A 21192-nucleotide genomic window follows, 5' to 3' on the forward strand; every position below is an offset into this window, starting at 1 on the left:
CGCGCATGCCTGTGTCGTCCATGAGCAGTCGGGGTGTTTCACTTCGCCAGTGCCTGCGCGGCAACGCGCGCAGGTTGAGCGCTGTACTTGCGCTCGCCCTGTTGGCGCCTGCGATTGCGGCCGGAGAACCCTGTGAGCCGCCGGCCTGGCCACTGTGGCAAACCTATGCCACGCGCTTCGTCCAGGCCGACGGCCGGGTTCTGGAATCCAGTATGGAGAACAATCGCAGCACCTCTGAAGGGCAATCCTACGGCATGCTCTTCGCACTGATCGGCAACGATCAGCCACGCTTCGACACACTCTGGCGCTGGACCTCTGCCAACCTCGCAGGCTCCGCCATCGCCACACGCCTGCCGGGCTGGTTATGGGGGCAAGGCACGGACGGTCAGTGGCGCCTGCAAGACGCCAACTCGGCCGCCGACGCCGACCTGTGGTTCGCCTACGCCCTGCTCGAAGCCGCACGCCTGTGGCATCGGCCGGACTATCACCAGGACGCCCTGCGCCTGATGGCGACGATTGAAGCGCAATTGGTCGTCAGGCTGCCCGGGCTGGGCCCGATGGTATTACCTGGACCAGAGGGCTTCGTTCAGCCGAATGCGCTCTGGCGCCTGAACCCCAGCTACCTGCCACTGCCGCTGTTACGGCGGCTGGCCAAGGAAGCACCCTCCGGGCCCTGGCAAGCGATTGCCAACAACACCGCCACGATGATTGCCCAATCCAGCCCACGCGGCTTCGTCGCGGACTGGGTCGGTTATCAAGGCACTTCAGCGCAATCGGGTGTCTTCGTGAGCGACCCGATCAACGGCCAAACGGGCAGCTACGACGCCATTCGCGTGTACCTCTGGCTGGGCATGAGCGAGGCCACCGAACCGCTGGCAGCGCCCCTGCTCAAACGGCTGGACGGCATGGCCCGCAGCACTGGGGCGACGGGTGTTCCCCCGGAATCAGTCCAGGTTCTCAACGGCAGTGTTCAGGGTCAGAGCCCTTTCGGATTCTGGGCTGCACTGATTCCGTACTTTCAGGCCAAGGGGCAACCCGGGCTGGCCGATCAGCAACGACGCCGCGTGGAGCACGCCTTGCAAGAGGCGCTGGCCCGGCCGGATGCCAACGCAGGTCCGCCGCGCTACTACAACATCATGCTCAGCCTGTTCGCGCTCGGCTGGGCAGATAAACATTATCGATTCCGGGAAGACGGAACGCTGAAACTCTCCTGGGAGACCGCATGCACGCGCACCACCGCACGCTAGCCATCGCCGTCATGAGCGTATGGACGGCCTCTGCTGCCCACGCTCAAAGTCCTGATCCACAGACATTACTCGTCGAGCAAGGCCAGTACTGGCAGTTGCACAAAAATCCTCAACGCGCTGCGGAAGTCTGGCTGAAAGTCCTGTTGCTGGACCCGGTCCAGGTTGACGCACTGTATGGCCTGGGCTTGATCGGCGTGCAGTCGGGCAAGCCACAACAGGCGCAGCAACACCTCGCGCGCCTGCAGGCGATCCAGCCGCTGCCTCGGCAGGCACTGCAATTGGCGCAGGACATCGCCCTGGCACAACCGCAGAACCAGCAGCGTCTGGAAGAGGCTCGCCGCCTCGCCGATGCCGGCGAACGCGACAAGGCGACCGCCGTGTTTCGCGCACTGTTCGATGGCCAGCCACCTCAAGGCACGATCGGCCGCGAGTATTACAACAACCTTGCCTTCAATCAGGCTGACTGGTCTGAAGCACGAAGCGGATTTCAGCGCCTGCAACGCGAAATGCCCAACGACTCGATCGTCGCGCTGCTTTACGCCAAGCATCTGGTGCGCCATGAAGACAGCCGTGCCGAGGGCATCCGCGCCCTGGCCGGGTTGACCCAACGTACCGACATCGCCGGTGATGCCGACGAAAGCTGGCGCCTGGCGCTGACCTGGATCGGCCCGCCCAATGCCGCACAAGTGCCGTTGTTCGAGACGTACCTCAAGACTCATCCGGATGATGGCGAGATACGGGCGCAGATGAACAAGGGCAAGCAACAGGTGGCAACGACGGGCAGCAAGGAATGGCAACCGCCAGCCGAAGTCGCGCGCGGCTTGAAGGCGCTGAAAGAAGGCGATCAGGCCACCGCCGAACAGGCCTTCCAGACACGCTTGAATGCCCAACCCGATGATGCTGACGCGCTGGGTGGCCTTGGGGTTATTCGCCAGCAGCAACACCGATTGGCCGAAGCGGAAAAGCTCCTGGGTCAGGCCACGCGACAACGCGACGGCAGCCACTGGCAAGCAGCACTGGACGACGTTCGCTACTGGTCTGCGTTGCAGCAGGCTCGGGACGCCCTGGCCAAAGGCCAGACAGCCCAGGCACTGGCCTTGGTGAACCAGGCGCTGAACCAGACCCAAAACGGGGTCGACGCTCGCCTCGCCCTCGCGGATATTCAGGCCAGCGCGGGCCAGTTCGATGACGCACAGCGCAACTATCGCCAGGTACTGAGCCTGCGCCGTGACGACCCTCAAGCACAGGAAGGGCTGGTCAACGTGCTGCTCAAGAGCGGCAAGAACGATGAAGCCCTGCAACTGATCAACAGCCTGCCGGCCACCGGCCAGGCAAAGATCGGCCAGTCCGCACGCCTGCAAGCCTTGCGTGCGACGCAACTGGCCGCCCTCGCCGAACAACGCAACGACCTGCCCGCTGCACGCAACGCCTTGCAAGACGCGCTGCGCGTTGAGCCGGACAACATCTGGACGCGTTTCGCCCTGGCCCGCCTGAACCTGGCGATGGGCGAACCCCAGAAGGCTCGGGACCTGATCAACGCCATGCTCCAGGCCCATCCCGACAATGCCGATGCGCTTTACGTCAGCGCCTTGCTGTCGGTCCAGATGGGTGAGTGGAAAGCCGCCCAGACGACCTTGGCACGCTTGCGCCCCGACCAGCGCACCCCGGACATGCAAGCGCTGGCCGCTGACGTCAGCCTCAACCTGCAACTCAGCCAGGCGATCGAGTTGGGCAAGCGCGGACAACGCCAGGAAGCCCTGACCTTGCTCGAGCGTATTCAACCGATGGCCAACAACAGTCCAGACCGCACGGCGAGCCTGGCCTCGGCCTACGTCGACATCGGCGAGCCGAGCCGTGCGCTGGCCCTCATGCGCGGCCGGTTGCAACAGACCACAGCGCCCTCGGCGGACTTCATCCTGCAATACGCCGCTGTCCTGCTTAAAACCGGAGAAGACACGCAGGTCAACCAGATTCTGCGCGACCTTCAGAACAAGCCCCTGAATGCGCCGGCTCGCAAGCGTTTCGACGACCTGCTCTATCTCTATCGCATCCGCCAGGCTGACCAGCTGCGTGAACGCGGCGATCTGGCCAACGCCTATGAGACGCTGGCGCCCGCACTGGCGCAACGTCCCGGTGACAGCGCCGCCGTCGCGGCCCTGGCGCGGATGTACGCGGCCAACGGCGACACGGCAAAAGCCCTCGAACTCTACAAACCGCTGTTACAGCGCCAGCCAAACGACCCGCAACTGCTGCTGGGTGCTGCCGACGCGGCGGTGCTGGCACATGACACGGCCTTTGCCGAACAGGCGCTGCAACAGCTGCTCAAGACCGAACCCGGTAACCCTCAAACGCTGACCGAGGCCGCACGTCTCTACCAGAACATGGGCAAGACCGGCACGGCGACCGATCTGCTGCGCAAAGCCGTGGCCATCGAACAGAGCGAGCAACGCAGAAGCCAGGGCGGCCAACTGGCCGGCTCGACGGTGGCGCCCAACCCTTTTGCCGGGGTGTCGGGTTCACGTAATGAAGTCAGTCGCGACACCTTGCTGGCAGCCATCCCGCCACCGGCTCAGCAGATGCCAGGCAGCGCCCCTTTTGCCATCGACGCCCCGCCAAGGCCACAGCAGGCGAGCAATCCATTCGAGTCGCAACTGCCGCGCGCAGCACTGGTGAGCGAGGACATCAGCCCCGCGCAACTGGCGCTCAATAAAATCCTTCAGGAGCGCAGTGCCTACGTCACCCAGGGCGTGAGCATTCGCAGCAACAACAGTGAGTCGGGACTGAGCAAACTCACCGACATTGAAACACCGCTGGAAATCAATATTCCGCTGGATGAGAGCCGCGTTGCGCTGCGCGTGACGCCGGTCTCGCTGAACGCCGGCAGTGCCAGCAGCGAGGCGCTGTCGCGTTTTGGCAACGGTGCGCAGAGCGGCAGCGTCGGTTCGCAGAAAGCCGAGGGCGTCGGCCTTTCCGTCGCCGTTCAACGGCCCGCAGATGGGCTCAAAGCCGATCTCGGCACCACTCCGTTCGGTTTCAAATACACCACCGCCACGGGCGGCATCAGTGTTGATCGCCCAGTGAGCGACACCTCTAATGTCCGTTATGGCGTGAGCGTTTCACGGCGTCCGGTGACTGACAGCCTCACCTCGTTTGCCGGCACCACGGACAAACGCAGCGGGCAGTCCTGGGGCGGCGTAACCGCCAACGGCGGGCGTGGTCAGTTGAGCTTTGACGACAACGAAGTCGGCGCTTATGGCTACGCCTCCTGGCACCAGTTATTGGGCGACCATGTCGAGTCCAACAGCCGCAGTGAACTGGGCAGCGGTGTGTACTGGTACCTGCAAAATGCAACGGACAGCAAACTGACCGTCGGACTGAGCATGACCGGCATCAGCTACGCCAACAACCAGGACTTTTTCACCTACGGCCACGGCGGCTATTTCAGCCCGCAGACGTTCTTCGCCCTGGGCATTCCGGTGACCTGGGCACAACGCACCGGGCGCTTGACGTATCAAGTCAAGGGCTCGGTCGGCGTGCAGCATTTCGAGCAGGACAGCGTCGACTATTTCCCGACCGACAAAGCCCAGCAGGCGGCCTCGGGCCTGCGTTACGCAGGGCAAAACAAAACCGGGATCGGCTACAGCGTCGCCGCGGCGGCTGAATACAAGGTCGCTTCGAACTTCCTGCTGGGCGCCAATCTGGGCCTGGACAACGCCCGCGACTACCAACAACTCAGCGGCGCCCTGTCCTTGCGCTACCAGTTCGAGGAGATCAGCGGCCCCATGAGCCTGCCGATCAGCCCGTACGCCTCGCCTTATTCCAACTGATCATTCTGGAGCTTTCGATGCCCACTTCTGCCCTTGCCGGCCTGACGCTTCTTGTCCTTGGGGAGAGCCACATGAGCCTCCCCGACAGCTTGCTGAAGCCACTGCACGACAACCTGACCCAACAAGGCGCCCAGGTCCACTCCATCGGCGCCTGCGGTGCCGGTGCCGGCGACTGGCTGATCAGCAAAAAGGTCGACTGCGGCGCCGAGCGCAAAGGCATCGACAAGATAGTGATCAAGGGGCGCGAGGCAACCACCACACCGATCCAGGACCTGATCGCCGCCGACAAGCCCGACCTGGTGGTACTGGTCATTGGCGACACCATGGCGTCCTATGACAAGCCGGTGTTTCCAAAGGCCTGGGCATGGCAAAGCGTCACCAGCCTGGCCGAGGCCATCGCCGCCACCGGGACCCGTTGCGCCTGGGTGGGCCCGGCCTGGGGCAAAGCCGGTGGCATGTACCAGAAGAATGATGCCCGCACCCAGTTGATGTCGCAGTTTCTGGCCGCGAACGTGGCGCCTTGCACCTACATCGATTCGCTGACGTTCTCCAAACCCGGGCAGTGGATCACCATCGATGGCCAGCACTTTACCGTCGCCGGTTATCAATCCTGGGGCACTGCCATCGGTGGTGCATTGGCCAAACTGCCCGCTGACCGCGTCAGCAGCACAGGAACCGCCCGATGACCCAATCAGTACGTGGCTGGGCGCTGTTCGCGCCTTTGATGCTGAGCCTGCACGCCCAGGCCGCCGACATTGCCCTGTACCCGACGGGCCCGGATCAGGATTCGGCCTTCCTGCGTTTTATCAACGCTGCCGACCGACCCTTGCAGCTGCTGACCGAAGGCTCTCGGACAAGCCTCAAACTGGAAGGCCCGAATGCCGTGTCCGACTACCTGCCCGTGCCCGCCAACCAGCCGATCAAGGGCACCCTGGAACGCAACGGCAAAAGCCAGCCACTGGACATCCAGGTGGCGGCGGGTGAGTTCGCCAGCGTGATCGCCATGCCAGACAGCACTCAAGGTATCCGCCAGGTCGTCATCCGTGAGCAACCCGACGACTTCAATAGCCTGAGAGCCTCGCTGGCGTTTATCAGCGCCGATCCAGCGTGCACCCAGGCCGGCTTGCGCGCTGCGGGGAAGAACGCCGACCTGTTCAAGGAGGTGGCCGACGGCAGCGTGCAACGCCGAGCGATCAACCCGGTCAACCTGTCGGTGCAATTGGTCTGCGCCCAAACCAACGTCGGTGCCCCGCTGGACCTGGGCCAGCTCAAGGCTGGCGAGCGCTACAGCGTTGTGCTGCTGCCGGGCGCAAATGGCCCTTACCTGTTGCTCGCGACTGACGTCCTGGCCCACTGACCGGATCGCACCACCACCATGGTTTTTGCCTCGCTCGAGTTTCTGACGTTGTTCCTGCCGCTGTTCCTGGCGGCCTATGCCGTGTGCCCAGCCGCCTGGCGCAACGTCACGTTACTGATCGGCAGCTGGCTGTTCTATGGCTGGTTGAGCCCACGGTTCCTCGCGGTGCATGTGGTGCTGACGATCACGGCGTGGATCGGCGGCTTGCTGATTGACGCCTTGCGGGAAGAAGGCAAGGGTCGCGTGCGGCTACTCGCGACGCTGATCGTGCTCAACACGGCGGTGCTGTGCTGGTACAAGTACGCCAACATCGTTGCCGGCACCTTGATCGATACCATCACCGGGTACGGCGCCATGCCCCCGGACTGGCAGCGGGTCATCATGCCGGCGGGGCTGTCGTTTATCGTCTTGCAGGCGATTTCCTATCTGGTGGATGTGCATCGCCGTACCGTGCCGGTCGAACGCAGCTTCATTAACTACGCCACCTATATTTCGATGTTCGGCCATTCGGTCGCCGGCCCCATCATTCGCTATGACTGGGTTCGGCGTGAGCTGAATCAACGTTACTTCAACCTGCAGAATTTCTCGCTGGGCACACGCAGGTTCATGGTCGGGATGTGCATGAAGGTCCTTGTGGCCGACACCCTGTCGCCGGTAGTCGATGTGGCGTTCAATGTGCCGAACCCCAGCTTCTCCGACGCCTGGGTTGGCTGCCTTGCCTATTCACTGCAACTGTTCTTCGACTTTGCCGGCTACAGTGCCATGGCCATCGGGTTGGGGCTGATGCTGGGTTTTCACTTTCCCGAGAACTTCGACCGTCCGTATCTGGCCAACAGCATCCAGGACTTCTGGCGTCGCTGGCACCTGTCGCTGTCCAGCTGGTTACGTGACTATCTGTATATTCCGCTGGGTGGCAATCGCAACGGCACCTGGAAAACCTACCGCAACCTGTTCCTGATCATGGCCATCGCCGGCCTCTGGCACGGTGGCGATAGCTGGAATTATCTGCTGTGGGGCAGCGCCCATGGCATTGCGTTGTGTGTGAATCGTGCCTGGAACAGCTCTTCCCTGCCCCCGGTGCCGCCGGTGCTTTCCCATGGCCTGACACTGCTGTTCGTGTGCCTGGCCTGGACACTGTTCCGCGCCCCCGACTTTCATAGCGCGCTGAGCCTGTATGCCGGACAGTTCGGCCTGCAGGGCATCGCCCTCGGTGACGAACTGTCCACGACCCTGCGCCCGGTGCACGGCCTTGCGGGTTTGCTGGGAGTGTTCGGTGCCGTCGCACCACTGCTGCGACCTTACTGTGAGAAACAACTGGGCGGCCTTTGGCTCTACACCGCCGCCCTTTGGCCCATCGCCGGTTTCATGCTGTCGTTCGCACTGATCGCCAGTCGCGAAACCGTACCCTTCCTGTACTTCCAATTCTGATGACGATCCCCAAGCACACCCCGCCCTCCACTCAGCCTGATCTGGCGACACGCAACAGTCGGTTGGCAGGCGTGGCGCTACTGATATTCCTGGTCGTCGGGCTGCTGTCCACTGGCCGTCTGATCGTTTCAGGGCAGATCTCGCTGCTACCCGATAAGGTACTGGCCCCGCAGATTTTTGACGGCGATATCACTCACCGGATTGCCAAGGAACTGTCGAACGCTTACCTCCCCACGACCTTCGCCGAGCTGGAGCGCGGTGCCAGTTGGCTGCTCCTCAATGACACCGGGCCGAGGGTTCGCTCGGGTTGTCCTGACTGGTTGTTTTTGGCCGATGAGCTCAAGGTCAATCATCAAGCACAGCGCAATGCCGATGCCAAAGTCCAGGCAGTGATTGATCTGAAGCAGCAGCTCTCCCAACGTGACATCAGCCTGCTGGTGGTCATCGTTCCAGACAAGAGCCGCATCGCTGCCGGGCAGCGTTGCGCACTGCACCGCCCGGCCGCTCTCGAAGGGCGCATCCAGGCCTGGACCTCGAAGCTGGATGTGGGTGGTGTGTCGAATCTGGACCTCACCGGTGCGCTGACGCCACTGGGGGCCAGTGCCTGGTTGCGCACCGATACGCACTGGAGCGAATCTGGCGCGAAGGCAGCGGCCGAGGCCATCGCGCAGCGCCTGAAGACCCTGGGCATCAGCGCAACGCCACGCAGGTCGTTCAACGAAAGTCATGCCTCGCTCGCGGTGCGGCCTGGCGACCTGGTCCATCTGGCGGGCATCGACTGGCTGCCGCTCAAATGGCAACCCGCACCCGAAATGGTCGCCCAGACCAGCACCCACGAACTTCCCGTTGCGTCAGCCGCCAGCCCTGACACCGAGGCAGACCTCTTTGGCGATGCCGACCTCCCCAATACCGTGCTCATCGGCACTTCATTCTCACGCAACTCCAACTTCGCAGGGTTTGTGCAGCAGGCACTGGGCGCCCCCGTAGGTAACTTCGCCAAAGACGGCGGAGCGTTCTCTGGTGCTGCCAACAGCTACCTCAACAACCCGGCCTCCAAAGAAACGCCGCCAAAGCAAATCATCTGGGAGATCCCGGAGCGGGACCTGCAGTCGGCTTACATCGACCCCATTGCCTATCGCTCGCTGCGGTAAGCCTATTGCCGGCACGCCTTATCGCATTGACAGCCACAACCGCGATGAGCTCGCAGCCCCTACCAAAAGCGGTCGGTGAAACAGGGCCGCTACCATCGCCATAAATGGGGCATTACACCCACCCAACCGGGCGGTTACCACCTAATTTGAGGAATATTCCCCCCTCACCCTTTCTCTCGCTTGGAACACTCAAAAACAGCCCGTTAATTAATTTGAGCTTTTTCTTCGCCCTATTGAAATGGCTCATTAGTTGCAGCCCCCCCTGGTACCCGCAACAGCTGTCGTCCCGGACATCATGGAGACGGCGGGGCTAGCCAGATTCGGCATGAGGCGAGGGGTGAAAAATGAAACGCGCGACATCGCCATGCAGCTCCATCACCTTGCTGCTCAGGTCAAGCCCGCCCTGTGCGATGCTCCTTACCCTGACCACCGCCAACGCCGTGCCGCTGGATGATTTCGGCCCGCCACCACCGATAGCCCCCTCGGCGTTTACCAACCCGCTGGCCGCCCCCAAGGCCGCGCGGGCCGTTTATGTTCGCCCTGATCGGCGCGCTGTTCATCCTGCAGGTGATCCTGATGTACACCTTCTGGAGCTATTAATGTTCCGCGGAAAAGTGAGAACTGGTGATGGCATCCTCTAATAAATCAATTGCTCGTATCACGAAAAGGCCGATAACCCTTTATAAGCAGGTCGCTCAGTTGTGCCTAATGTTTATCGCGCTGCTGATTATGCTGGCGTTGTCCGCTGCAATGGCGATGGAGTTGACACTTGGAGCGCTCTGACGAGCCCGGTAAAAAAAAGCAAATCATCCTCTTGGTATCGGCGAATGCTGTGGTTGATCGGTATTTGCATCAAAACTCTGGCGTTTGTATGAAGATCGCAACGCCTGTAGAAGAGCAGCTTTGGCGATTGGCTGTTGTTAATTTCATTGAGCATGCGCTGGATCAAGTCGGGCGCGTGTTCCTCCATGAACCACGCCGCGGTGCTGATCAGTGAATCCGAATCCTTCGAGGGCAAAGCAATGCCAACGACTGAAGAGGCTGTGTACGCAGCAGCCAGGCTTCGCGCCAGCTACCGGGGAGAAAACGAAGCCATGGCCGCAGTCAAGGCTCTCGAAGCCGTGGCGATATTGAAAGAAACACTATCCGGAGATAAGTACCAGGAAGCGCTTGAGAAACTCTATCTTGAGTACTCAAAACCTTGATTTATCTGTGCCGCATTCATGTTCGCCATGCTGACTCCAATGTCGCGACACAATTTGCTGATACGCGAAACGTGTCGCGACACTTGCCATTCGACGAAGAACACCAGGAGCGCGCCTACACTGAAATGCACAACGATTGAGCGGACATGGAGCTCCACGCATGCGCACTAGCGCCCTTGTGATTCTCCTTATCAGTTATGCGGTGCTGATGGTGCTTTTTTTCAAGCTTAATGCTCAAAACAATCGACGCCGCCGAGAAGGTCTTTACCAAGCCTTTGAAACCACAATGCGACAGCATGAAATCAAGTCTTTCGAGATCCTCAAGGAAAGTATTTTTATCGGCAACAACTTTCGGCCATCAGAACTGTACCGGATATTGTTAGACGATTCCGGGCACTACTTTCTTTACCTGCACGCCAGCAATACACAGCCGATTTTCATGCCGCTGACCGAGGAGCGAGCGTTACAGGCTGCACAGGGTGAGACAGGAATTCAGGCATAGATCCTTTTCGGAGAGTTGCCGGCTAACTTGCAAACGATGGCGCTGTTCAAGGTGAACACCGGCACGCGGGAGCAGGAAGTCTGCAAGCCGAGATGGGACTGGAAGATCTCGGTACCGGAGCTTGGGACCTCGCGTTTCTACGCAAACTTTCAATCGCTGATTAACCAAACACTGGCAGATTTTACCTAACAACGCAGACCTCAATACGGCGCATGCGTTTTCACACAGCCTGGACCAAAAGCGGCCGCCTGGATCGTTCGCTAATCACCCAGCCCCCGCGGCTGGCATTGTCTATGTTCGCTAGCGAACAGACTTCGCCCCGATGAATAACCCACACTCATCGGCGGAATGCTGCGCCCGGCGGCGCAACGCCCGCACACCTAGTCTGGCGTAGAACCGCCTTCATTCCACATGCGACCTGCCCTGCGCGGGTCGTACGAAGGATTTCATGCAAAATATCCTGACTCGCACGCTGTCCAGCCTTTGGCGCTCACCGGCCATCTGGCTCAGGTGGAGTGCAGCGCGGCACAAGTTCGAGTACGAGCCCATCCTGCGTTCCGACCTGTTCAATGCGCAGCAGATGGCAGACCACGGTATCGTACTGGCACGCCAACATGTGCTCGGGCGTCTTTCAAGAAAGGACGCCTTGCTGGGCCGCCTGACTGACAACCAACTGCTTCTGGAGCGTAGTTGCGCAGCGCTCAAGACCGTACAACTGTCCAGCCGGCGCGCCACCCCTGCGGCGGAATGGCTGCTGGACAACTTCTACCTCATCGAAGAAAACATCCGTACCGCCAGGACCCACCTGCCCGACGGCTACAGTCGCGAGTTGCCACGCCTGGCCGAAGGTCCTTCGGCAGGCCTGCCGCGGGTCTACGACATCGCCCTGGAAACCATCGCTCATGGCGATGGCCGGGTCGACGCGCCAAGCCTGGATTGTTTCATCGCCTCTTATCAGACCATCACGCCGCTGGCCTTGGGCGAGCTATGGGCAATCCCGATCATGCTGCGCCTGGCGCTGATCGAGAACCTACGGCGCGTGGCGTCCCGGGTAATGGCCAACCGGGATGACCGTAACCTTGCCGATGACTGGGCCGATCGATTGATCGAAATGGCCGAGCGCGACGCCAAGAGCGTGGTATTGACCGTTGCCGACATGGCGCGGTCGGCACCGCCGATGACGCCTTCATTCGTTGCAGAGCTGGCGCGCCGCCTGCACGGGCAAAGCGCCGCGCTGATATTGCCCATGGCGTGGATAGAACAAACGCTCGGTGAGTCCGGCCTTACCGTCGAACGCCTGGTGCAGATGGATGCCCAGCAGCAATCCGGTGACCAGGTGTCCATCAGCAACAGCATCGCCAGCCTGCGGTTGCTGGCGGCGACCGACTGGCGCGAGTTCGTCGAGCTGCTCAGTCATGTCGAACAGGTATTGTGCACGGACCCGGCGGATGTCTACGCGAACATGGATTTTGCTACCCGCGATCGTTACCGCCATGTGGTCGAACGCCTCGCCCGGCATTGTGTGCAGTCTGAAACCAAGGTGGCACAAGCCGCCATCGAACTGGCCAGCACCACACAGCCCACGGCCCGTGTAACCTCGCACGTGGGCTATTACCTGGTGGCTGACGGGTTGCTCAGCCTGGAGCAGGCGCTGCACGCCAGCGTGCCGCTGCTCGAACGATGGAAGCGCCTGCTCCAGAGCGCCCCGTTGAAGTTCTACCTGTACCCTGCACTGCTGCTGACACTGCTGTTGGCCTGGCCATTTCTCAGCAGTGCTTATCGCAGCGGCACGCCAACCTGGTGCCTGGTCCTGCTCGCCGTGCCCGCGCTATTGATGACCAGCCGTCTGGCGATCGGGCTGGTCAACTGGCTGGTGACCCTCACGGTAGCCCCGTCGCTACTGCCCCGCCTGGACTACAGCAAGGGCATACCGGCCGAGGCGCGTACGCTGGTGGCGGTGCCTACGATGTTTGCCAACGCTGGCGACATCGAGGCCCTGGCGGAAGGCCTGGAAGTGCGATTCCTGGCCAATCGCGATGCCAACCTGCATTTTGCGCTGCTCAGTGACTTCATGGACGCCCCTGCCGAGGTGATGCCCGAGGATGCCGAATTGCTCGCACTGGCGCGCCAACTGATCGAGGCGCTCAACCACAAATATGCCGATGGCCAGGTCGACCGGTTCTTCCTGCTGCACAGGCCCAGGCACTGGAGCTCTACCGAGCGGGTATGGATGGGGCATGAGCGCAAGCGTGGCAAACTCGCCGAGCTCAACGCATTGCTGCGTGACAAAGGACTGCCTGGTAAAGGAAAACAGCGCTTTGCATTGATCGTCGGTGATGTCGCGCCACTGAGTGCCGTACGCTTCGTCATCACCCTGGACACCGATACCTTGCTGCCACGGGATGTCGCGCGTCAGTGCATCGGTACCATGATGCACCCGCTGAACCATCCGGTATTCGATGAACAGAGCGGCAAGATCGTCAGCGGTTACGCCATCCTCCAGCCACGCGTGGGGATCAGCCTGCCCAGCACGGCACGCTCGACCTACGCCCGCCTGTTTGGCAGCGATGCAGGTATCGACCCCTATACCCGCGCCGTCTCCGATGTTTATCAAGACCTGTTCTACAACGGTTCCTTCATCGGCAAGGGCATCTATGCCGTCGACGCCTTCGAACAGGCACTCGAAGGCTGCCTGCCCGACAACCGCATCCTCAGCCATGACTTGATCGAAGGGTGCTACGCCCGCTGCGGGCTGCTCAGTGATGTACAACTGTATGAGGAATACCCGTCTCGCTACAGCGCCGATGCCAAACGCCGACACCGCTGGATTCGCGGAGACTGGCAAGTGCTGTACTGGGCCTTGCCTTGGGCACCGAAACCCCAGGGAGGATTCGCGCCCAACCTTCTGAGCAACCTTGCCCGCTGGAAGATTTTTGACAATCTGCGCCGCAGCCTGGAGCCAGGCGCCTTCCTGGCCATGCTGGCATGGGGCTGGTTGGGTTCGAGCGAGGCCGTCTCCTGGACATTGGCAGTGCTCGGCCTGGTATTTCTCCAACCGGTACTGCAGTCGGTACTCGCGCTGGTACAGAAAGCTGCCGATATTCCATTGGGGCACCACCTGAGCGCGGCATTGCGGACCTCGGGCCAGCATTTCATGCGAGCGCTGTTGTCGATTGTCTGGTTGCCCTCCGATGCGTTGTTGAGCTTCGATGCGATTGGCCGCTCACTGTGGCGCATGCTGGTCAGCAAACGCCGCCTGCTGCAATGGCAACCTTCCCGTGAGGTGGAGCGCTCCAGTGGCAACGATCTGTCCGGCATGTATAAAAGCATGTGGATTGCCCCTGCGCTGGCGCTGCTGCTATTCGCGGCCCTGCTCCCCTCTCTCTATGTACTCGCACTGGCGGCGCCCTTGCTGCTGGTGTGGCTGGCGAGCCCGGCGATTGCCTGGTGGATCAGCCTGCCGACAACACCGACGGGGTTCAGTCCGTCAGCGCAAGACCTGCGATTCCTGCGCATGCTGTCACGCCAGACCTGGGCGTTCTTCGATCGCTATGTGGGCCCTGAGGACAACTGGTTACCGCCGGACAACGTCCAGGAAATACCCAAGCCGACCATTGCCCATCGCACCTCACCGACCAACATGGGCATGGCCTTGCTCTCTCACCTGGCGGCCCACGATTTCGGTTATCTGAGTACCGGGCGCTTGCTTGAACGCATAACAGCAACCCTTGAGTGCATGGCCGGCCTTGAGCGACACCATGGGCACTTCTACAACTGGTACGACACCCAGACACTGCAGCCGCTGGCGCCTCGGTATGTGTCCACCGTGGACAGCGGCAACCTGGCGGGCCTGTTGCTCACCCTGCGGCCGGGGCTGCTGGGGTTGGTCGACACGCCCCTGTTCGACCGACGCAGCCTTGGCGGTTTGGGCGACACCCTCAATGTACTGCAGCAGGCGTTACAGGACGCGGACCTCGATGACGTTGCCGTGCTTGAACTGCGCGCGAAGGTGGAGTCGGCGATTGTCCACGACACCGCGGACAACCTCCTGCAGTTACTCGATCAGGCGCAGGCCTTGGCAATCGACAGTCCGGCCAGCTCTGCTGAAGAAGCACACTACTGGTTGCAGGCATTGCAGGCGCAGTGTGCGGATCTGCGGGCAGAACGACTGCGCTTCGAGCTGCCGCAGGCACCCGCCCGGGCCAAGTCGCCAGCACTCACCCTGCGACACATGGCCGAGCTCGATTGCGCGCTGTGGCTGCCCACCGATCAGGCGCAAGTGCAGGCGGTACAACATCTGGCCCGCGCACGAATCAGCCAGCTGGAGCGCCTGGCCGAATTGTCCGCGTCACTGGCGAGCATGGACTTCACCTTCCTTTACGATGCCCAGCGTGACCTGTTCTCGATAGGCTACAACGCCGACGAACGCCGGCTGGACAACGGCTATTACGACCTGCTCGCTTCAGAGGTGCGCCTGACCAATTTCGTGGTCATCGCCCAGGGCCAGTTGCCGCAACAGGCCTGGTTCACCCTCGGACGCTTGCTCAGCAACAATCGCGGGGTGCCGGTACTGCTTTCCTGGTCCGGATCGATGTTCGAGTACCTGATGCCCAACCTGGTCATGCCCAGCTATGAAGGCACGCTGCTGGAGCAGACATGCCGCGCGGCCGTCGCCTTGCAGATCGAGCATGGCCACCAGTTGGGCATCCCCTGGGGCGTGTCCGAGTCGGGCTACAACACCCTGGATGCCCACTTCAATTATCAGTATCGGGCGTTCGGTGTGCCAGGCCTTGGCCTCAAGCGCGGGCTGGCCGAGGATACCGTGATTGCGCCGTACGCCAGCGCCCTGGCGCTGATGGTCGAACCGCAAGCGGCCTGTCGCAACCTGCAACGCCTGGCTGCCCAGGGGTCGGCCGGTCGCTATGGCCTGTACGAAGCGGTCGACTACACCGAGGCACGCCTGCCACGCGGCCAGCGCTATGCGGTCGTGCGCTCGTTCATGGCGCACCATCAGGGCATGAGCCTGCTGGCCTTGACCAGCCTGCTGCTGGACCGACCCATGCAGCGACGTTTCGAGTCGATCCCGGCCTTCCAGGCCACCCTCTTGTTGCTGCAGGAACGCGTACCGAAAACCGCCGCGCCCTACCTGCATGCGACCCAGGCGCCTGCCACGGGAGACAACGCAGGGATGCAGGAAACCAGGCTTCGCGTGTTCGCCGATCCCGGGCGCAAGCGCCCCGCCGTCCAGCTACTCTCCAACGGCCGTTATCACGTCATGCTCAGCAGTGCCGGCGGCGGTTACAGCCGTTGCAACGACATCGCCGTAACCCGCTGGCATGAAGACGCGACCCGCGACAACTGGGGCATGTTCTGCTACCTGCGCGATGTCAGCAGCGGCGTGTTCTGGTCCTCGGCGCACCAGCCGACCCTGCACCGGCCAGAAAGCCATGAAGCGATTTTCAGCGATGCCCGGGCCGAGTTTCGTGTTCGCGAGCTCGATTTCGATACGCACACCGAGATCGTCGTGTCTCCCGAAGACGATATCGAGTTGCGCAGGCTGCACATCACCAACCGCGGCCGCGTACGGCGTAGCGTGGAGATCACCACCTACGCCGAGGTGGTCCTGGCGCCGGCCATCAGTGATGCCATGCACCCGGCCTTCAGCAACCTGTTCGTGCAGACCGAACTGTTGCCGGCGCTGCAGGCCATCGTCTGCACCCGCAGGCGGCGCTCCAGTGAGGAAGCCGTGCCCTGGATGTGCCATCTGCTGGCTGCCCATGGCGTGGACATCGACGCCATTTCCTACGAGACCGATCGAGCGCGATTCATCGGCCGAGGGCGCGACGTTGCAGCACCGGCGGCGCTCGATGGCCATGTCCAGCAGCTTTCCGGCACCGCCGGCTCGGTGCTGGACCCGATCGTGGCGATCCGCTGCCGCATTGCCCTGGAACCCGGGCAAACGGCGACCATCGACCTGGTGACCGGCGTCGCGGACAGCCGTGAGGGTTGCCTGTACCTGATCAATAAATACCGCGACCGGCACCTCGCCGATCGCGTCTTCGACCTGGCCTGGACCCACAGCCAGGTGTTGCTGCGCCAACTCAATGTAGCGCCGGAAGATGCCCGCCTGTTTGAACAGATGGCCGCTTCGATCCTCTACGCCAATGCCTCGATGCGCGCGGAAAACAGCGTATTGATGGCCAATCGACGTAATCAATCGAGCCTCTGGGGCCAGGCGATCTCCGGCGACCTGCCCATCGTTCTGCTGCAGATCGCCACCGTCGAGAACATCGAGCTGGTGCAGCAGATGGTCAAGGCCCATGCCTACTGGCGGCAAAAGGGGCTGGTGGTGGACCTGGTCATCTGGAACGAAGACCAGGCCGGCTATCGCCAGCAACTCCAGGACCTGATCATGGGTGTGGTGACGTCCGGCAGCGAAGCCTCGTTGATCGACCATCCCGGGGGCATTTTCGTGCGTCCGGCACAGCAGTTGTCGAACGAGGACCGGACGCTGATCCTGTCGGTGGCGCGCCTGGTACTGAGCGAAGGCAACGGCGGCATTGCCGAGCAGGTTCATCGGCGTCACGCCAGCCCGGTGTACCCGGCGCTGGTCCCCACACTCAAGCGCCAGGCAAAAGCAACGGCGGCCGCTCCCCTGTCCGCTATCGAAGGTTTGCTCCTGGGCAACGCCTATGGCGGCTTCAGTGCCGATGGCAGCGAGTACGTCATGACCTTGCAGCCTGGCAGGCCGACGCCGGCGCCATGGGCCAACGTGTTGGCCAACCCGCATTTCGGCACGGTGATGTCCGAAAGTGGTGGCGCTTACACCTGGATGGAAAATGCTCACGAATTTCGCCTGAGCCCCTGGCATAACGACCCGATCACCGACGCCAGCGGCGAGGCGATCTATGTGCGCGATGAAGAAACCGGGCATTTCTGGTCGGTGACGCCACAGCCTTGTCCCGGTACCGGTGAGTACCGTACTCGGCACGGCTTCGGCTACAGCGTCTTCGAGCACGATGAAGACGGTATCCACACCGAGTTGTGGGTGTATGTGGCGCTGGATGCTTCGATCAAATTCTCGCATTTGCAGATTCGCAATCGCTCAGGCCGCGCCCGACGTCTGTCGACAACCTGCTATGTCGAGTGGGTGCTGGGCGACTTGCGCAGCAAATCAGCGATGCATGTGGTGACGGAAGCCGACCCCAGCAGCGGCGCATTTTTCGCCAGGAACGCCTATTCGATCGAGTTTTGCGAACGGGTGGCGTTCCTCGATACCGATTCGACCGACACCAGCATCAGCGGCGATCGCAGTGAATTCATCGGTCGCAACGGCAGCCTCAAGGCTCCTGCCGGATTACAGCAGGCACGGCTGTCGGGCCGTACCGGTGGTGGCTTGGATCCCTGTGCGGCGATACAGGTTGCCCTCGACCTCGACAACGGTGATGACCAGGACGTGGTTTTCCGGCTCGGTGCAGCCAGGGATACCGCGTCAGCCCTGCGCCTGGTTCAGCAGTACCGGGGCCTGGGGGCGGCAACCGCGCAACTCGAGGCGGTACGCGAGCATTGGCGTTCGCAGCTGGGCGTGATTCAGGTCCAGACCCCCGACCCGAGCATCGATGTCATGGTCAATGGCTGGCTGATGTACCAGGTGATCGCCTGTCGCTTCCAGGCCCGCAGTGGCTACTATCAGTCCGGCGGGGCCATCGGCTTTCGCGATCAACTGCAAGACAGCATGGCGATGATCCATGCCGATCCCGCCAGCGTGCGTAGCCATTTGTTGCTGTGTGCAGCCCATCAATATGCCGAAGGCGACGTTCAACACTGGTGGCACCCGCCGCTCGATCGGGGTGTGCGCAGTGGCTGTTCGGACGATTATCTGTGGCTGGCGCTGGCGACCAGCCACTATGTCAGCGTCACCGCAGACCTCAGCGTGCTGGCCGAACCCGTGGGTTACCTTGAAGGCCGCCCGCTCAATGCCGGGGAGGAGTCCTATTACGACCTGCCGGGCAAGTCGCACCTTGAAGAAAGCCTCTATCAGCATTGTGTACGCGCCATCGAACACGGCCTGCAGCGTGGCAGCCACGGCTTGCCCTTGATCGGCACGGGCGACTGGAACGACGGGATGAACCGGGTCGGCCATCTGGGCCAAGGGGAAAGCGTGTGGCTGGGCTTCTTCGGCTTTGATGTTCTCCAGCAGTTCACCATCACCGCCCAATTGCATGGCGACCCTGTTTTCGCACAGCGTTGTACCCAGCAGGCCGCCATGCTGCAGGCCAGTCTGGAGGAGCATGCCTGGGACGGTTCATGGTACCGGCGCGCCTGGTTTGACGACGGTCAGGTCCTGGGTTCGGCCAACAATGACGAGTGCCGCATCGACTCGATCTCGCAAAGCTGGTCGGTACTGTCGGGGGCCGCCTCGCAAACGCGGTGCCGCACTGCCATGGCTTCATTCGAGCAGCACTTGGTACGGCCCGACACAGGCGCGGTACTGCTGCTCGATCCGCCCTTCGACACAGGGTCGCTCGAGCCCGGCTATATCAAGGGCTATGTGCCGGGCGTACGGGAAAATGGCGGCCAGTACACCCATGCCGCAGTCTGGGCCGGCATGGCGTTCGCCGAGCTTGGCGACAACGTCAGGGCCTGGCGGTTGCTCAACATGATCAACCCCGCGGGCCACGAAATCGCCAGCCGGATCGAAACCTACAAGGTCGAGCCCTATGTCATGGCTGCCGACGTCTACGGCACGCCGCCCCATGCGGGCCGTGGGGGTTGGACCTGGTACACCGGGTCGGCCGGCTGGACGTACCGGTTCATCGTGGAGTCATTGCTCGGCGTGCAGCGAGTCGGGACTGCATTGCATATCGTACCGCTGCTTGCGCAGGGCTGGCCTGGCTACACGCTGCGCTACCGCTATGGAGCGACGCATTACCAAATCAATGTGCGCCCCGGCACAAGCACTACAGCTTCGATCACGCTGGACGGCGAGCTGCTGGGCAATGACACGCTGGAATTGCTCGATGACGGCAGAGAACACCAGGTCCTGGTGACATGCCCGGTAAAAGCGCACCAACCCGAAACCCCAGGGTGGGATAGAACCGTCGAAGCCGATCTTGAGCGCTGAGATACAGCGCTCTTGGCAGGCCTGGATTCAGACAGGAAAACTCGGGCCCTGGTGGTGCGGCTGCACGGCCTCACCCAGCTTGGTGTGTACCGGCTGGTTGGCAGACTGGCCAGGCTTGTAATGAAGGGGGATCGGCATGTTCTGTGGCTGTTTCGCAGTGGGCTTGCCGGGACCCTGGCGAAGATTCGGGTCAATGTGCTTGCTCATGACAACCTCCAACGTTTGGCGCTGCAGATGCAGCGTCGTACCCTTGAGCATCGCAGATTGCCGGGCTTGCTTCGGTGCGTTGCCCCGCATAGTGCGCTTTGGAGTAACCTGTCCCGATCAGGGTATTCGCCCTTGAACGGTGGCTGATATGTTTGCTGTACCCAAGCCACAACAGAACTACCTCCTGGCAGCGCTTCCGGCGCATGCGCTGGATCGCCTGCTCCCCCACCTCGAACCGGTCGAGCTGCCACTGGGCAAAGTGCTCTATGAGTCCGGCGGCGCTCTGCGGCATGTCTACTTCCCCACCGACGCCATCGTGTCGCTGTTGTATGTGATGGAGAACGGCGCCTCGGCCGAAATTTCGGTTGTCGGCAATGAAGGCCTGATCGGTGTTGCAGTCTTCATGGGCGGCGAAAGCACGCCCAGCCGCGCCGTTGTGCAAAGTGCCGGGCATGCTTACCGGTTACCCGGCCAGCAGCTCAAGGACGAGTTCAACCGCCATGAAGAGATGCTGCTGCTGATGCTGCGCTACACCCAGGCACTGATCACGCAAATGGCCCAGACGGCGGTGTGCAACCGCCACCACTCCATCGACCAGCAGCTGTGCCGCTGGTTGCTGTTGTCCCTCGATCGCCTGCAAGGCAATGAACTGACCATGACCCAGGAGTTGATCGCCAACATGCTGGGTGTACGCCGCGAAGGCGTGACCGACGCCGCCGGCAAGCTACAGCGCCTGGGTGTTATCGAATACAGTCGGGGGCACATCAGGATCCTGGACAGGGCCAGGCTCGAGGAGCTGAGTTGCGAATGCTACGCCGTGGTTAGAAGAGAAACCGAACGATTGCTGCCCTACTTTCCATTGCGGCGTGACTAATGAATAAATCATGGCAAGGGCTTTCGACCCAGATAGATACTCAATCGCGGGATTGCTAAACCCTCTGGATGCCCACCATTCCCAATCCACCCACGGCCATGGGGATCAGGGCGCAGATGACGAACGAGGTCAAAAGCCTGATCGATAATCTGGACTGATTGAGAAGGTTCACGTGGCAAACTCGATGGATTAGACGTATTGCAATGACTACCCACCCACTACCGCGAAAGTATTCACGGCAGTGGGTGCTGATTAACAGACAGAACTGCT

12 protein-coding genes and 2 pseudogenes are annotated in these 21192 nt (G+C 61.7%); 13 read left to right on the forward strand and 1 reads right to left on the reverse strand.

Translation table 11 applies throughout. The features are described 5' to 3' along the window. Window positions 1-5: 5 nt before the first annotated feature. The 12 genes and pseudogenes from bcsZ (at window position 6) to AC1D19_RS25665 (ending at window position 19841) form a co-directional block, all read left to right on the forward strand. Window positions 6-1247 carry a cellulose synthase complex periplasmic endoglucanase BcsZ gene (gene bcsZ, locus AC1D19_RS25610; RefSeq protein WP_477764952.1) on the forward strand — a complete coding sequence of 414 codons (1242 nt, stop codon included), beginning with the start codon at window positions 6-8 and terminating at the stop codon, window positions 1245-1247. Continuing rightward, window positions 1223-5074: a cellulose synthase subunit BcsC-related outer membrane protein gene (locus AC1D19_RS25615; RefSeq protein ID WP_477764953.1), complete on the forward strand. Its 3852-nt coding sequence runs from the start codon at window positions 1223-1225 to the stop codon at window positions 5072-5074. The genes bcsZ and AC1D19_RS25615 overlap by 25 nt, the downstream gene beginning before the upstream one ends. Before the next feature lie 17 nt (window positions 5075-5091). Next, a complete protein-coding gene (locus AC1D19_RS25620) occupies window positions 5092-5760 on the forward strand; it encodes an SGNH/GDSL hydrolase family protein (RefSeq protein ID WP_477764954.1) in 669 nt (222 codons plus the stop codon). Continuing rightward, window positions 5757-6431: an alginate O-acetyltransferase AlgF gene (locus tag AC1D19_RS25625; protein ID WP_477764955.1), complete on the forward strand. Its 675-nt coding sequence runs from the start codon at window positions 5757-5759 to the stop codon at window positions 6429-6431. The genes AC1D19_RS25620 and AC1D19_RS25625 overlap by 4 nt, the downstream gene beginning before the upstream one ends. Before the next feature lie 18 nt (window positions 6432-6449). Then, window positions 6450-7859 (forward strand): MBOAT family O-acyltransferase, encoded by a 1410-nt coding sequence (locus AC1D19_RS25630; protein ID WP_477764956.1) that lies wholly within the window; start codon window positions 6450-6452, stop codon window positions 7857-7859. Continuing rightward, window positions 7859-9010: an alginate O-acetyltransferase AlgX-related protein gene (locus tag AC1D19_RS25635; protein ID WP_477764957.1), complete on the forward strand. Its 1152-nt coding sequence runs from the start codon at window positions 7859-7861 to the stop codon at window positions 9008-9010. Before AC1D19_RS25630 ends, AC1D19_RS25635 begins: the two co-directional genes overlap by 1 nt. Window positions 9011-9541: 531 nt before the next feature. Further along, window positions 9542-9651 (forward strand): annotated as a pseudogene (locus AC1D19_RS25640) (ubiquinol oxidase subunit II); the annotation flags it as partial. A gap of 128 nt (window positions 9652-9779) precedes the next feature. Continuing rightward, the gene (locus AC1D19_RS25645; protein ID WP_477764958.1) at window positions 9780-10007 is read left to right on the forward strand and encodes a hypothetical protein; all 228 of its coding nucleotides are present in this window, start codon (window positions 9780-9782) and stop codon (window positions 10005-10007) included. Beyond that, on the forward strand, window positions 9979-10215 hold the full coding sequence (locus tag AC1D19_RS25650; RefSeq protein ID WP_477754310.1) for a hypothetical protein: 237 nt from the start codon (window positions 9979-9981) through the stop codon (window positions 10213-10215). The genes AC1D19_RS25645 and AC1D19_RS25650 overlap by 29 nt, the downstream gene beginning before the upstream one ends. Window positions 10216-10375: 160 nt before the next feature. After that, window positions 10376-10717, forward strand: a complete 342-nt coding sequence (locus tag AC1D19_RS25655) for a hypothetical protein (protein WP_477764959.1) — start codon at window positions 10376-10378, stop codon at window positions 10715-10717. Next, window positions 10718-10855, forward strand: a pseudogene (locus AC1D19_RS25660) (tyrosine-type recombinase/integrase); the annotation flags it as partial. Between the two features lie 310 nt (window positions 10856-11165). Continuing rightward, complete coding sequence (locus AC1D19_RS25665) at window positions 11166-19841, forward strand: glycoside hydrolase family 94 protein (RefSeq protein ID WP_477764960.1); 8676 nt, start codon at window positions 11166-11168, stop codon at window positions 19839-19841. Window positions 19842-19868: 27 nt separating this feature from the next. Here the strand turns inward: AC1D19_RS25665 and AC1D19_RS25670 are convergent, their stop codons facing one another. Beyond that, on the reverse strand, window positions 19869-20048 hold the full coding sequence (locus AC1D19_RS25670; RefSeq protein ID WP_477756428.1) for a hypothetical protein: 180 nt from the start codon (window positions 20046-20048) through the stop codon (window positions 19869-19871). Between the two features lie 148 nt (window positions 20049-20196). Between AC1D19_RS25670 and AC1D19_RS25675 the strand changes: the two genes are divergently transcribed. Then, entirely contained in the window at window positions 20197-20922 is a 726-nt protein-coding gene (locus tag AC1D19_RS25675; protein ID WP_477756429.1) for a Crp/Fnr family transcriptional regulator, read from the forward strand. Window positions 20923-21192: the final 270 nt, after the last annotated feature.

Source organism: Pseudomonas sp. P1_C12 (assembly GCF_056406435.1).

What these genes read in the sequence shown, in the direction of transcription:
- bcsZ (WP_477764952.1), top strand. Translation starts at nt 6, where the DNA reads ATGCCTGTGTCGTCCATGAGCAGTCGGGGTGTTTCACTTCGCCAGTGC.
- AC1D19_RS25615 (WP_477764953.1), top strand. Translation starts at nt 1,223, where the DNA reads ATGCACGCGCACCACCGCACGCTAGCCATCGCCGTCATGAGCGTATGG.
- AC1D19_RS25620 (WP_477764954.1), top strand. Translation starts at nt 5,092, where the DNA reads ATGCCCACTTCTGCCCTTGCCGGCCTGACGCTTCTTGTCCTTGGGGAG.
- AC1D19_RS25625 (WP_477764955.1), top strand. Translation starts at nt 5,757, where the DNA reads ATGACCCAATCAGTACGTGGCTGGGCGCTGTTCGCGCCTTTGATGCTG.
- AC1D19_RS25630 (WP_477764956.1), top strand. Translation starts at nt 6,450, where the DNA reads ATGGTTTTTGCCTCGCTCGAGTTTCTGACGTTGTTCCTGCCGCTGTTC.
- AC1D19_RS25635 (WP_477764957.1), top strand. Translation starts at nt 7,859, where the DNA reads ATGACGATCCCCAAGCACACCCCGCCCTCCACTCAGCCTGATCTGGCG.
- AC1D19_RS25650 (WP_477754310.1), top strand. Translation starts at nt 9,979, where the DNA reads ATGAACCACGCCGCGGTGCTGATCAGTGAATCCGAATCCTTCGAGGGC.
- AC1D19_RS25655 (WP_477764959.1), top strand. Translation starts at nt 10,376, where the DNA reads ATGCGCACTAGCGCCCTTGTGATTCTCCTTATCAGTTATGCGGTGCTG.
- AC1D19_RS25665 (WP_477764960.1), top strand. Translation starts at nt 11,166, where the DNA reads ATGCAAAATATCCTGACTCGCACGCTGTCCAGCCTTTGGCGCTCACCG.
- AC1D19_RS25670 (WP_477756428.1), bottom strand. Translation starts at nt 20,048, where the DNA reads ATGAGCAAGCACATTGACCCGAATCTTCGCCAGGGTCCCGGCAAGCCC.
- AC1D19_RS25675 (WP_477756429.1), top strand. Translation starts at nt 20,197, where the DNA reads ATGTTTGCTGTACCCAAGCCACAACAGAACTACCTCCTGGCAGCGCTT.